Genomic DNA, 11,821 nt, shown 5'->3' on the forward strand with positions numbered 1-11,821 from the left:
GGGTTTGGCCGCTATCGCTTGGCCTGCATCCCTATGGAGAGAATGCCCTTTCGATGACTCGCCGTCCGAAAATCGCCGAAGGTCCGCCGGTTCGCTCCATCCTGACGGCGCTAACGGGGCTCATCGTAGCGCTTGCACCCGCCAGCGCCTTCGCACAGGACGGCCGTCTCGATGTGGCGGACGGCGGGGACACCGCGTGGCTGCTGGCCGCGTCCGCGCTCGCGTTTCTGGCCCTGCCGGGAACGGCGCTGTTCCTTTCCGGACGAGTGCGGAGCAAGAACACGATCTCGGTCATGCTCCAGTGCGGAGCAGTCTTCGCGGCTGTTTCCAGCCTTTGGATCATCGTCGGCTACACCCTCGCGTTCGGGAACTCCAGCGGCGGCTGGCTGGGCCAGGGCAATGCCTGGATGCTGATCGCACTCGGCAACGTGCGCGACGGAACCGGCATTCCGGAAAGCGCCTATGCGCTGTTCCAGATGGCCTTCGCCACCCTTGCCCCCATGCTGATGGTCGGCGCATGGGCGGAGCGGGCCCGGTTCGGCTGGGTGGTCGCATTCGCTTCGCTGTGGAGCCTCGTCGTCTACGCGCCGGTCGCGCACTGGATCTGGGGCGGCGGCTGGCTGGCGCAAGGCGTCGGCACGCTGGACTGGGCGGGCGGACTGGCCGTGCACCTGACCTCCGGCGTTTCCGCGCTGGTCGTTGCGGTGATGATCGGGCGCCGCAAGGGCGTGGTTCAGGGTGCAGTGACACCGCATAGCCCTGCCCTGACACTTGCCGGAGCCGCACTGCTGTGGATCGGCTCGCTGGCGCTGAGCGGAGGCTCCGCCCTGGCCGCCAACGACGACGCGGCGGCCGCGATCATCGCGCTGCACGTCGGCGCGGCGGCAGCGGCGATGGCATGGCTGCTGGTCGAACGGCTGACCTCCGGCAAGCCCACCGCCATCGGCTTTGCCACGGGTGCAATCGCGGGGATCGCCACGGTCGCCCCGGCGGCGGGATTCATCTCGCCGGGCGCGGCCATCCTGCTGGGAGCGCTTGGTGGCCTCATCTGTCACTTCGCGGCGATCGTCATCCGCCGCAAGCTGCTGATCGACGACGCGCTCGGCGTCTTCGCGGTCCACGGGATCGGCGGCGTGCTGGGCACCCTGCTGCTCGCGCTGTTCATTTCCGAAGCGCTGGGCGGCGTGGGTTACGACGAGGGGATGAACCCCGTCGCGCAACTCGTCGCGCAGGGGATCGGCGTGGTGGTGGTCGCCGTCTGGTCGGTGGTCGGCACCGTGATCCTTGCCCTTATGGCCTCGCTCGCCTTCCCCATGCGCGTCGCCGAAGACACCGAGCGCGAAGGCCTCGACATCGCCGGACATGGCGAGAAAGCCTGGGATTTCGATTGACACCTGCCCCGTCGAGCCGGGAAATGCCCCGATGAAGAGCTACTTTCGGCAGGCAGGGCGCACCGTTGACCGCACCTTCGACTTTCGCGGCAGCGCGAGCCGATCGGAGTTCATCGGCTATCTCGTCCTGTCCCAACTGCCGCTGATCGTGATCGCGCTGGCCACCGCATGGATAGAAGCCAGCCCCGCGATCGAGGCGATGATGCTCACCGCGATGGTGCTCGTCACCATCCCGCTCGCGGCCTTGTCGATCAGGCGTTTCCACGATTTCGGGCGCAGCGGATGGTGGAGCGCGCCGTTCCTGGCGCTCGTCGGACGTACGCTCGCGCTGGACGTGATCGGCATTGCCGCCGGATGGAGCGTGCGCAGCCCGATCGAAATGGTGCTGAGCTACATCGACTGGCTGCTGATCCTGCCTGCCGTCGCCAGCTTCATCGCCATGCTGGCATGGCCGTCAACAAAGCCCGAAAACGAAACGACCGGCGCAGGAGAACCCGCGCCGGTCGCTTGAAACCCGGTATCCCGAGAAGCGATCAGTCGCCGGTCAGGATGCGGTCGACCAGTTCCTTCACAGTCGGCGTGAAGCCGTTGGAATAGAACGGATCCTGCTTGAACTTGTAGGCCGCGTGGCCCGCGAACATCAGGTTCTCGTCGACCGGGCCGCCGTGGGCGATGTCCTGCAGGGTCTTCTGGATGCAGAAGCTGCGCGGATCGGCAAGGCGCCCGGTGGTGTAGTCGTCATGGTCCTTCCACGACGAGAAACCGCAGTGCGACAGGCAACCCATGCAGTCGGCCTGATCCTTGCGGATCTCGTCGCGCTCCGCCGGGTTCACGAAGATGATCGTGTCGTCGGGCGTGCGCAGGCCATCGGTGTAGCCCTGCGCCGACCAGGAACGCGCACGCTCCAGATCCTTGGGGGCGACCCAGAAGTTCTTGCCCTTGACGCCCACGTCCAGACGCACGGTATGCTCGCCCGCCTCGACCTTCGAGTAAGGAATCTGGCGCTCCGAGCGCGCTTCCAGATTGCGCAGGAACGGGTTGCGCACCGCCGAGGAATAGAAGCCGGTCGGCGAGAAGCGGTGCAGCAGCACGTCGCCCGGCTCCAGCGTGCGCAGGTGGTCCTTCCACTCCTGCGGGATCGGGCTTTCGTGGGTCAGCAGCGGGCGGGTGCCGTACTGGAACGCGATCGAGCCGAGTTCGGGGTTGTCGATCCAGTTGTCCCAGTCACGCAGGAACCAGACGCCGCCGGCCATCACGATCGGCACTGTATCGGGCACGCCCTCAGCGCGCATGGTGTCGCGCAGGGCCTTCACGCGGGGATAGGGATCCTCGGGCTTCAGCGGGTCTTCGGCGTTCGACAGGCCATTATGGCCACCGGCCAGCCACGGATCCTCGTAGACCACCGCGCCCATGAGGTCGGCGACCTTGTGGTAGGCGCGCTTCCACAGCGCACGGAACGCACGCGCGGAGCTGACGATCGGCAGGTAGTTGACGTTGAAGCGCGCAGCGATCTCGGACAGCTTGTACGGCATGCCCGCGCCGCAGGTGACGCCCGCGACCATGCCGCGGGTCTTTTCAAGCACGCCTTCGAGGATCTGCTGCGCGCCGCCCATTTCCCACAGGACGTTGATGTTGATCGCGCCCTTGCCGCCCGAAATCTCATAGGCACGGCGCACCTGCTCGACGGCGCCGGCGATGGCGTAGTCGATCAGTTCCTGATGCCGCTCCTTGCGGGTCAGGGCGTTGTAGATCTGCGGGATGATCTTGCCTTCGGCGTCGTAGCTGTCGGCATTCACCGCGCTGACCGTACCGATGCCGCCCGCCGCCGCCCACGCGCCGGAGCTCATGTGGTTGGTCGCGGCAACGCCCTTGCCACCTTCGACCAGCGGCCACACTTCGCGGCCACCATACATGATCGGCTTGAGACCCTTGAAACTCATCTTCTCTCGTCTTTCCCCAGGCTTTCGCGCTCAGCCCTGCGATCCGTTGGTTTTCGGCGGCGCTACGCCTGAAATTCGGCACGGCTTGATATCAGCCGGCACCGGCCGCGCCCCGGCGGCTTCAAATTGCGCATAATAGCCCTGAAGTTCGGGCTTGCGAACAAATTCCGTCAACCGATAGCCCACCGACGCAAATTCGCAGAACAGCAGGGACGGCGCGATGCCATGGGCATCGGACGGACGGTCGACATCGACCACGACGATCTTGCCGCCCTTGCGCAGCGAGGGTCGCAGTCGCCACAGGAACGCATAAGGTTCCCCGACCTCGTGGTACATGTGGACCAGGAATATCCGGTCGAAACTGTCGAGCGGCAGGCTAGGGTCGCTCGGGCGGCCGTGCTTGATCGAGACGTTCTCAAGCTCCTCGCGCATGACGCGGGTGGCGAGACGCTCGTTGGCGGCGGCGTCGATGTCCTCGGCCAGCACACGGCCCTTCTTGCCGACGCGATGCGACAGGCGAACGGTGTAATAGCCCTCACCCGCGCCGAGATCGGCGACGCTCATGCCCGGCGCGATCTTTGCAAGGTCCATGACGACATTGGCTTCGTTCAGGCTGTCACGCTGGACTTCGGTTGCGAATGTGCTGGAGGCGGAATGGGAAATCGGGCGGTCGGCCTTGGGAAACTTGCGCGCGGCATCGCCCCGGCCGTCTTCGACGGCAGGCTTCTGGCAGGCGACGAGCGCCATAATCAGAACAGCAGGAGCGAGAGTTCGCGCGCGAAACATGCGGCCCCTTAGCGCCTGAGCATCGGATTGGCAAAATGCTTGAAAGACATCCGTCACATCCGCGAGGGAGGGCGTCCCGGTACGAGACGCCCGTTCCCGATCAGTCGGCGTCCTCGACTTCGACCTTCTCGCCGGTGACGCGCTGCGACAGGGCGGCGGCCATGAACGGATCGAGCGCGCCATCGAGCACGTCGCCCGGCGCGGTGGAGACCACGCCGGTGCGCAGATCCTTCACCTGCTGGTACGGCTGGAGGACGTAGGACCGGATCTGGTGGCCCCAGCCGATGTCGCTCTTGCTCGCATGCTCGGCGCTCGCGGCTTCCTCGCGCTTGCGCATCTCTTCCTCGAACAGGCGCGCCTTGAGCATGCCCATGGCGATTTCGCGGTTCTTGTGCTGCGAACGGTCGATCTGGCTGGCAACAACGATGCCGGAGGGCTGGTGCGTGATGCGCACGGCCGAATCGGTGGTGTTGACGTGCTGACCGCCCGCGCCGGACGCGCGGTAAGTGTCGATCTTCAGGTCGGCCGGATTGACCTCGATCTCGAAGCTGTCGTCGATCACCGGGTAGACCCAGACCGAGGAGAAGCTGGTGTGGCGGCGCGCCGAGCTGTCATAGGGGCTGATGCGGACGAGGCGGTGGACGCCGCTCTCGGTCTTCGCATAGCCATAGGCGTTCTCGCCCTTGATGAGCAGCGTGCAGCTCTTGATGCCGGCGGCTTCGCCCGCGTGGTAGTCGACCAACTCGACCTTGTAGCCATGACGCTCGGCCCAGCGCGTGTACATGCGCTGGAGCATCTCGGCCCAGTCCTGGCTTTCGGTGCCGCCAGCACCCGCGTGGACTTCGAGATAGGTGTCGTTGCCGTCCGCCTCGCCCGAGAGGAGCGCGGTGACCTTGTCCTGGTCGGCGCGTTCGGCCAGCGCGGCGAGTGCCGACAGGCCCTCGGCGATCGTGTCCTCGTCGCCTTCCATCTCGCCCAGTTCGACGAACTCGACGGCGTCGGCCATCTCGGCGCTGATGGTGTTGACCGCACCGATAGCGGCCTCAAGGCGGCGGCGTTCCTTCATGACCGCCTCGGCCTCCTTGGGCTTGTCCCACAGGGTCGGATCCTCGACGCGCGCGTTCAGCTCGTCGAACCGGCGCAGGGCGCGGTCCCAGTCGAGGAACTTGCGGACCAGCGCGAGGGCCTTCTCGATACGGACAATGTGGGCCTGCCCCTCGGCACGCATGACGGAAAACTCCAGATGTAGGGACGACGCAAGTCGAGGGCGCACCGCTTAGCGCAGTACGCCCGATTGTAAAGTGGCGCTCAGGGTATCCGTCGCAAGAGGGATACCCGTCACAGGATGGGAAATTCAGCCCGGACGCTTCGCTTTCAGGGCCTTCACCGCCGCCAGCGTCATCGTGACGTGCTCACGGTAGTCCATGTCGGAATGGACGAAGACGACGTGGCCGCTCTGGTCGATGACGTAGCTGACGCGCTGCGTCATGCCTGCGGGCACGCCCGGGCGGCTGAGTGCGACGTCGTAGCCCTTGGTCACCGCCGGGCTGGCGGTGGCGACCGCGAACTTGTCGCGGCATTCCTCGGTCGAGAACTTCTTGAGCGTCGGAAGATCGTCCGCCGACATGCCGACCACCATGGCGCCAAGACCTGCGAACTCGGGCGTGGCTTCGGCGAAGGCGTGCGCCTCCAGCGTGCAGCCCTGCGTGAACGCCTTGGGGTAGAAGTAGAGCACGACCGGCCCCTTCTTCAGCGCCCTGGCGAGATCGAAATCGACCTCCTTGCCCGCCTTCGCGCCCTTGGCGGCGAACTGCGGAGCCTTCGCGCCGACCGCCAGACTGGCGTGCGCAGTGCCCGAGACGGCGAGGAACCCGAAGGCGGCGGCAGCGGTGAGAAGGCGGTTCATGGCGCGGAATTTACCCGACTGTCCGCGCCTGTCCAGCGACTTACTCGATCCAGCCGAGAACGGTGCCGACTTCGTAAGTCTCGCCCGTCTTGGTGACGATCTTGAGCGTGCCGCTCGCCGGGGACTCCACCTCGTTGGTGGACTTGTCCGCCTCCAGCGAGAACAGCGGCTGACCCTCGGTCACTTGCGCACCGTCCGCCGCGAGCCATTCGGCGACCTGCCCCTCCTGCATGGAGAAACCGATCTTCGGGAGCAGGATTTCGACGGCCATGGTTCTGGTGATCCCCTATGCGTGCCCGTGCGGCCGGGCTGTTTGACCGATGGGTAACGCAGCCGCGCGGGCAGGCAAGCTGGGGGCCGACATATCCGTGACGGCGATGTTGACGGGGCGGCAGAGCCTGTTGTCGTATCGACAAAGCGAGTCTAAACTGCACCGATAGTATGATGGATAGAGCATGAGCACAGTACGCAAGACGATTACACTGACAGGCCAGCAGGACGCCTGGATCGCCGAACAGGTACAGGCGGGTCGCTATACCAATGACAGCGAAGCGATCCGCGATCTCATCCGCCGCGAACAGGAACGGACCGGAGAGATCGCTGCCATTCGCAGCGCATTGATCGAAGGCGAGCAGAGCGGCGAGCCCGAACGGTTCGATTTCGGCGCATTCAAGCGCCGCAAGATCGCCGGGAATGGGTGAATTCCGGCTCAGCCCAAGAGCACAGCGCGATCTCGAGACGATCTTCGACCACACGGCAGCCGAATGGGGCATCGCACAGGCCGTCCGTTATATCGACCTGATCGAACAGGCTTGCGCCAGCCTTGCCGATGCCCCGCTCCAGTCGAGCGATTGCAGCCATATCCGTCCCGGGTATCGCAAGAGGACGGTGGAACGACACAGTCTCTACTTTCGCCAGACCGATTACGGCGTCGCGATCATGCGTATCCTGCATGATCGCATGGATGCGCATCGTCACGTTTAGGCCGACCTACCCCGCCCATCCTCATGCGCCATCCAGTGCACGAAGCGGTGGAGCGGATACATCGCGTCGTGCGGGTTGCCGATGGTCGACGGCCCCGCCTCGCCCAGATGGACGACGCGCTGGGCGCCGCCAGCCGCCAGCCGATCGCGGTAGGTGGCCATGCGGTCGAACGGGTAGAAGCCCACCGTCTGCGTCGCCACGTTGATCCACTTCACGGCATCGTCGAGGCTGTCGACGCGCACGACGTTGGCGGTCTTGTTTATGGGGTGGAAGTCCACCGGCTCGTCCGAACGGATCACCAGCCCCCTGCCGTCGGTGCGGCCCCAGACGCCGTATTCGTCGTCCATCAGCGTCATCGATTCGACCGCCTCGCGCATGTCCCGGTCGAGCGGACGCACGTCGCCGCTTTCGGCTGCGCGGCGGGCGACGTGGTGGTGGAGGCGCGCGCAGAAGCGGTCCACCGCTGCCTCGTCCCCCTCGACGAACTGGAAGCGGCTGGCGACGCAGGCTTCCTGGTTGAGCGTCATCACGTCGGCCGAGCACAAGTCGGCCACCGCATCGATGGTGGCGTCATCGACCAATGCCTCGCGCCCGACCATCGAGATCGACGTCTTCGGGTCGAACGAAACGAGTTGAAAACCTGGGCCGATGTACTTGATAACATTGGCGATGGCATCGCCGCCGCCCCATGCCACGATCTTGTCGAAGTACTGCGGGCGGTAGAGCACCCGCTCGGTCGCCTCGTCGCCGCCGCGCCAGTAGACCGCCGACATCGAGCGGACGATGGGATGCGTGGGATCGAGGTCCGCCATCGTGCGCAGGATCGCGACCATGGTGAAGGGATCGGCACTGCTCATCTTGAACAGGTTGATCGCCTTGACCATCGCCCCCTGCGCCACCGACTTCACCGCGACGCCCGGAGAATTGCCCGGCAAAACATGGATCAGGCGCGGGGCGAAGGCGCGCACGAAGCTGCGGCGGCCGGTGAAGTCCTCCTTCGGCACCCATTCGTCGAGCGCGCGCGGATCGGGGAAGTTCTGCTCCACTTCTGCCATCAGCACCCGCTTGTCGAGATAGGCGGCGGCGTGGCGCGCGGTGTTCTCGACCACCGCGCGCGGCAGGATATGCGTGCGGCACATGCGCTCGATGCATTCCTGCATGTGCGGATTTTCGCTCGCCAGCAGGCGCTGGCCGGTCTCGACGAGGAAATCGATGATCTCGGCCAGCGGCACGTTCAACAGCGGCGGCACTTCGGTGCGCGGCGGCACCGCGCGGTCGAAGGGAATGCGCGGGGTGGCAAAAGTGACGCCAAGATCGCGCGAGGTCTGGATAACGTCGGTCCCGTGCAGCACCTCGCCGCGCAGGAAGAACGGGGCGGAGACGAGGTCTTCGGCGACCTCGGGGGTGACGATCTCGTTCATGCCACACCTCGCACATAGGCATCGACGGTGCCCGCGCAGCCGATCTTGTCGTCGCCTTCGAGGTCGGCGTAGCGGGCGATGTCGTCGCGGATCGAGGGGCCGTGATTGCCGCAGGCGCAGGGAGAGTAATCCAGCGAGACCTTGTCCCCGGTGATGACCCCGCCCCAGCGCGCGTCGAGCGAGAGGTCGAAGAACGCCGCGCGCCCTTCGCGCTCGCCTTCCGCGTGGCCCAGCGCCTCGTCGCCCGACTTGTCGAGCAGGATCGGAACGATCCATGGCGGCACGTGATATCGCCCGCCCTCGCGGCACTTGGGCATGCCGGAGTTCAGTTCCTGCATCGAATAGTTCTGGAAATGCCGGTCGGCGGGGATGTTGAACGTCTCGAACACGTATTCCTGATAGTCCGCCGGAAGCTGCGCCCGCTTGAGACCGCCGCCGACGTAGATCGAGTTGTCCGGGTCGAAGTCCTCCCGCCCGTACCCGGCATCGCGCACCGCCTTGGCGACCTGCCACAGCCCGCTCCACAGGCCCGAAAGCTGGAGCTTGCGGTGGCGGTTCTCGATGATGAACTGCGCCGTCGCGGGGACAGCATCGGCGACCAGCCGCGCGCGCTCGGCGGAGGTTTCCTCGAAGGCCGCGATCTCGTCCGGACGGGCGGTGCCTTCGGCGATCTTCTTGCGCATGACGACCATCGCGGTCAGCGATCCCACGGTGATCGGCGGCACCGGATAGTTCCAGCGCGGCCACTCCGGGTTGGCGAAGGCATCGTACTGCGCCTTGGCGATCGTCGCGTTCTTGGGCACCGTCGCCACCGGCGCGCAGCCGACGATCAGGCGGTCCTGCGCCGGCACCACGCCCGAGCCCCAGGCGAAGACGTTGACCGTGTCGACCTTCGACCAGTCCATATCCTTCTGGGAGGCGATCAGCATCGCCGACTTTCCGGTAGTGCCGCTGGAACAGGAGATGAAATGGCCCCGCTCCGCCAGTCGTGCGATCCAATCGTCGATGCCCTCGATCCCGTCGAGCGAAACACCCTCAACCGGATGGGCGGAAATCGTGCCGAGCCACTTGGTCAGCCGGTCCCACCGCTCGTCCATGAGGTAGCTTTCGGGGTAGGACTTGTAGGCGGTGTGCGGAAACAGCACCGGCACCACGTCCTCGATCCGGGCGATACCCTCGATCCCCGCATCGCGAGCACGCAGGCCCAGCAGCTTGATGCGGTCCCTGCGCTCCCGGAACCGCTCGTCGAGCGCGGCGACCTGCGTCTCGCGCAGTTCCTTCGCCGAGAACGCGAAGCGCTCCGGATCGGCCACGAGGCTGGTGAGTTTGTCGGCGGCGGTGCCCATCGCTTGTGTTCTCCTCTCGACTCGATTAATAGCATCTTATGCGTTTCATTATTCACGAGCCTCTTGGCGACGCAAGCCAAATCGGGTCCACAGGGCCGATGCTCGACGACACGCAACCGATCAGGGCGGGACGGCCCACCCGCGAACAGGCACAGGCCCGGCAAGTCGCCCTGCTCGACGCCGCGCTCGAACACTTTCTCGACAAGGGGTACGAAAGCGCCACCATCGAGGCGATCGCCGCCGAAGTGAGCATGACCAAGCGCACGGTCTACGCGAAGTATCCCGACAAGACCGCCCTGTTCCGCGCCGCCGTCCGCCACGGCACGCAAGGCCGCGCGGTTTCGGCGGAGGTCATCGCGGCAACACGCAAGGGCTCGCTGGAGGACACCCTCGTCGCCATCGCCATGCTGCGGATCGGCCTTGTCGGAGAGCCTGCGGGCGCCAAGCTGCAACGGCTCATCAATACCGAAAGCTACCGCTTCCCGGACATCTTCCAGACCTATTACGACATCGCCGCCCTGCCGACGGTGCGCTTCCTTGCCGATATCCTGGAGGAAGAGACGCGCGCCGGACGCCTCGCCATCGGCGACGCGATGCTTGCCGCCAACGTGTTCATGAGCATGGTCGTCAGCGGCCCGGTGCGCTTCATTCTCTCGGGCAACGCGCTGTCCCGCGACGACATCGAGCGCCGGGTCCGCTTCGCCATCGACCTGTTCCTGAAGGGCGCTGAACCGAGATGACCTGAGCACAACCCGCGACCCGGCAAAGCAGGGCGCGTCATGGGAGAGAGCCGAAGTGACCTATTTCCGCGAGTTCCGGGTGAACTGGACGACGCTGCTGGGTGGCGCGCTGGGCGTCGCGCTGGGATCGGCGCTGAACCACTACATGACCAACCTCTTCGCGCCCGAACTGATCGCCGAGTTCGGGTGGAACAAGGCGCAGTTCGCGCTGGTCGGCACGCTGGGGCTCGCCAGCATGTTCGTGGTGCCGTTCTGGGGCCGTTTCGCCGACCGCCACGGCGCCCGCCTGTCGGCTGCGATCGGCTTCACGGTGGTGCCGCTCACCTTCCTTGCCTTCAGCTTCATGCGCGGGAACATCCATGAGTTCTTCGCGATCACCCTCGTCCAGCACCTGTTCGGCGTGTTGACGACGACGCTGGTGTTCACCCGCGTCGTCGTCCAGCGCTTCGACCTCGCGCGGGGCATGGCGCTGTCGGTGCTGATGACCGGGCCGCCGCTGGTCGGCGCGGTCGTCGTCCCGCTGGTCGGCGAAGTGATCGAGGCGGAAGGCTGGCGCGCGGGCTATCGCCTGCTCGCCGCCATCTCGGCGCTGGGCGGGATCGCCGCCGTCACGCTCGTCGGGCGGCGCGCCAAGGGAGACGCCGCGCCGGAGCGCACTGCCGCGCGCATTACCCTGCCACAGTTCCTCGCGCTGGTCCGACACCCCGCCTTCGTCCTCATGGTGGCGGGCATGTTCTTCTGCAACGTACCAACCATCATCGTCTCCTCCCAGCTCAAGCTGGTGCTGATGGAGAGCGGCGCCACGAGCCAGTTCGCGACATGGACCGTCTCGCTCTATGCGGTGGGCGTGATCGTCGGCCGCTTCATCAGCGGCCTCGCGCTCGACAAGGTCTCGCCGCAGACGGTGGCGCTGACGGCGCTGGGGCTGCCCGCCATCGGATTTCTCATCCTCGCCTCCCCGGCCGAGCAGTCGTGGCTGCTCGCGAGTGCGGTGCTGCTGGTGGGGCTGGCGCAAGGGGCGGAGGGCGACATCGGCGCCTACCTCACCTCGCGCATGTTCGACGTCGCCAACTTCAGCCTCGTCTACAGCTTCCTCATTGCCTCGATGGGGCTGGCGAGCACGGTCGGCGCGCTGGTGCTGAGCATGACGCTGGGTGCGACCGAGCGCTTCGACCTGTTCCTGCTGTTCTGCGCCGCGATCACCGTGGTCGGCGCGCTGTGCTTCTTCATGACCGGACGCGGCGGCCACCCGCCCCGCATCGAGACTTCGCCTGAGGTCACCGCCCTTTCCATCTGATTCAACAAGG

13 protein-coding genes are annotated in these 11,821 nt (G+C 66.0%); 6 read left to right on the forward strand and 7 right to left on the reverse strand.

Translation table 11 applies throughout. From position 1 onward, the window contains the following. Positions 1-53: 53 nt before the first annotated feature. Together LO787_RS23840 and LO787_RS23845 are read left to right on the forward strand one after the other, a co-directional pair. Positions 54-1,391, forward strand: a complete 1,338-nt coding sequence (locus LO787_RS23840) for an ammonium transporter (protein WP_232493437.1) — start codon at positions 54-56, stop codon at positions 1,389-1,391. 31 nt (positions 1,392-1,422) lie between these two features. Then, a complete protein-coding gene (locus tag LO787_RS23845; protein WP_232493438.1) occupies positions 1,423-1,902 on the forward strand; it encodes a DUF805 domain-containing protein in 480 nt (159 codons plus the stop codon). Positions 1,903-1,924: 22 nt separating this feature from the next. On the opposite strand, the gene LO787_RS23850 is transcribed toward LO787_RS23845, so the two are convergent. The 5 genes from LO787_RS23850 to LO787_RS23870 all read right to left on the reverse strand — a co-directional run bounded on the left by LO787_RS23850 (position 1,925) and on the right by LO787_RS23870 (position 6,294). Continuing rightward, positions 1,925-3,331: an NAD(P)H-dependent flavin oxidoreductase gene (locus tag LO787_RS23850; RefSeq protein WP_232493439.1), complete on the reverse strand. Its 1,407-nt coding sequence runs from the start codon at positions 3,329-3,331 to the stop codon at positions 1,925-1,927. Positions 3,332-3,361: 30 nt separating this feature from the next. After that, a complete protein-coding gene (locus tag LO787_RS23855; protein WP_232493440.1) occupies positions 3,362-4,117 on the reverse strand; it encodes a class I SAM-dependent methyltransferase in 756 nt (251 codons plus the stop codon). Positions 4,118-4,217: 100 nt separating this feature from the next. Further along, positions 4,218-5,345 (reverse strand): peptide chain release factor 2, encoded by a 1,128-nt coding sequence (prfB, locus tag LO787_RS23860; protein ID WP_232493441.1) that lies wholly within the window; start codon positions 5,343-5,345, stop codon positions 4,218-4,220. 126 nt (positions 5,346-5,471) lie between these two features. Next, on the reverse strand, positions 5,472-6,023 hold the full coding sequence (locus tag LO787_RS23865) for a peroxiredoxin (protein ID WP_232493442.1): 552 nt from the start codon (positions 6,021-6,023) through the stop codon (positions 5,472-5,474). A 40-nt stretch (positions 6,024-6,063) separates the two neighbouring features. After that, positions 6,064-6,294: a biotin/lipoyl-containing protein gene (locus LO787_RS23870; RefSeq protein WP_232493443.1), complete on the reverse strand. Its 231-nt coding sequence runs from the start codon at positions 6,292-6,294 to the stop codon at positions 6,064-6,066. A 184-nt stretch (positions 6,295-6,478) separates the two neighbouring features. Between LO787_RS23870 and LO787_RS23875 the strand changes: the two genes are divergently transcribed. Further along, positions 6,479-6,724 (forward strand): type II toxin-antitoxin system ParD family antitoxin, encoded by a 246-nt coding sequence (locus tag LO787_RS23875; RefSeq protein ID WP_232493444.1) that lies wholly within the window; start codon positions 6,479-6,481, stop codon positions 6,722-6,724. Then, the gene (locus tag LO787_RS23880; RefSeq protein WP_232493445.1) at positions 6,717-7,007 is read left to right on the forward strand and encodes a type II toxin-antitoxin system RelE/ParE family toxin; all 291 of its coding nucleotides are present in this window, start codon (positions 6,717-6,719) and stop codon (positions 7,005-7,007) included. The genes LO787_RS23875 and LO787_RS23880 overlap by 8 nt, the downstream gene beginning before the upstream one ends. Here the strand turns inward: LO787_RS23880 and LO787_RS23885 are convergent. After that, entirely contained in the window at positions 7,004-8,428 is a 1,425-nt protein-coding gene (locus tag LO787_RS23885; RefSeq protein ID WP_232493446.1) for an acyl-CoA reductase, read from the reverse strand. The genes LO787_RS23880 and LO787_RS23885 overlap by 4 nt on opposite strands. Next, the gene (locus LO787_RS23890) at positions 8,425-9,774 is read right to left on the reverse strand and encodes a hypothetical protein (RefSeq protein WP_232493447.1); all 1,350 of its coding nucleotides are present in this window, start codon (positions 9,772-9,774) and stop codon (positions 8,425-8,427) included. The genes LO787_RS23885 and LO787_RS23890 overlap by 4 nt, the downstream gene beginning before the upstream one ends. Before the next feature lie 98 nt (positions 9,775-9,872). Here LO787_RS23890 and LO787_RS23895 point away from each other — a divergent pair, with 98 nt between their 5' ends. Both LO787_RS23895 and LO787_RS23900 read left to right on the forward strand, forming a co-directional pair. Continuing rightward, positions 9,873-10,514 carry a TetR/AcrR family transcriptional regulator gene (locus LO787_RS23895; RefSeq protein WP_232493448.1) on the forward strand — a complete coding sequence of 214 codons (642 nt, stop codon included), beginning with the start codon at positions 9,873-9,875 and terminating at the stop codon, positions 10,512-10,514. Between the two features lie 55 nt (positions 10,515-10,569). After that, positions 10,570-11,811 carry an MFS transporter gene (locus LO787_RS23900; protein WP_232493449.1) on the forward strand — a complete coding sequence of 414 codons (1,242 nt, stop codon included), beginning with the start codon at positions 10,570-10,572 and terminating at the stop codon, positions 11,809-11,811. The last annotated feature ends 10 nt before the right edge of the window (positions 11,812-11,821 follow it).

Origin of the sequence: Novosphingobium kaempferiae (genome assembly GCF_021227995.1) — a bacterium.
GTDB lineage: Bacteria > Pseudomonadota > Alphaproteobacteria > Sphingomonadales > Sphingomonadaceae > Novosphingobium > Novosphingobium kaempferiae.

What these genes read in the sequence shown, in the direction of transcription:
- LO787_RS23840 (WP_232493437.1), top strand. Translation starts at nt 54, where the DNA reads ATGACTCGCCGTCCGAAAATCGCCGAAGGTCCGCCGGTTCGCTCCATC.
- LO787_RS23845 (WP_232493438.1), top strand. Translation starts at nt 1,423, where the DNA reads ATGAAGAGCTACTTTCGGCAGGCAGGGCGCACCGTTGACCGCACCTTC.
- LO787_RS23850 (WP_232493439.1), bottom strand. Translation starts at nt 3,331, where the DNA reads ATGAGTTTCAAGGGTCTCAAGCCGATCATGTATGGTGGCCGCGAAGTG.
- LO787_RS23855 (WP_232493440.1), bottom strand. Translation starts at nt 4,117, where the DNA reads ATGTTTCGCGCGCGAACTCTCGCTCCTGCTGTTCTGATTATGGCGCTC.
- prfB (WP_232493441.1), bottom strand. Translation starts at nt 5,345, where the DNA reads ATGCGTGCCGAGGGGCAGGCCCACATTGTCCGTATCGAGAAGGCCCTC.
- LO787_RS23865 (WP_232493442.1), bottom strand. Translation starts at nt 6,023, where the DNA reads ATGAACCGCCTTCTCACCGCTGCCGCCGCCTTCGGGTTCCTCGCCGTC.
- LO787_RS23870 (WP_232493443.1), bottom strand. Translation starts at nt 6,294, where the DNA reads ATGGCCGTCGAAATCCTGCTCCCGAAGATCGGTTTCTCCATGCAGGAG.
- LO787_RS23875 (WP_232493444.1), top strand. Translation starts at nt 6,479, where the DNA reads ATGAGCACAGTACGCAAGACGATTACACTGACAGGCCAGCAGGACGCC.
- LO787_RS23880 (WP_232493445.1), top strand. Translation starts at nt 6,717, where the DNA reads ATGGGTGAATTCCGGCTCAGCCCAAGAGCACAGCGCGATCTCGAGACG.
- LO787_RS23885 (WP_232493446.1), bottom strand. Translation starts at nt 8,428, where the DNA reads ATGAACGAGATCGTCACCCCCGAGGTCGCCGAAGACCTCGTCTCCGCC.
- LO787_RS23890 (WP_232493447.1), bottom strand. Translation starts at nt 9,774, where the DNA reads ATGGGCACCGCCGCCGACAAACTCACCAGCCTCGTGGCCGATCCGGAG.
- LO787_RS23895 (WP_232493448.1), top strand. Translation starts at nt 9,873, where the DNA reads ATGCTCGACGACACGCAACCGATCAGGGCGGGACGGCCCACCCGCGAA.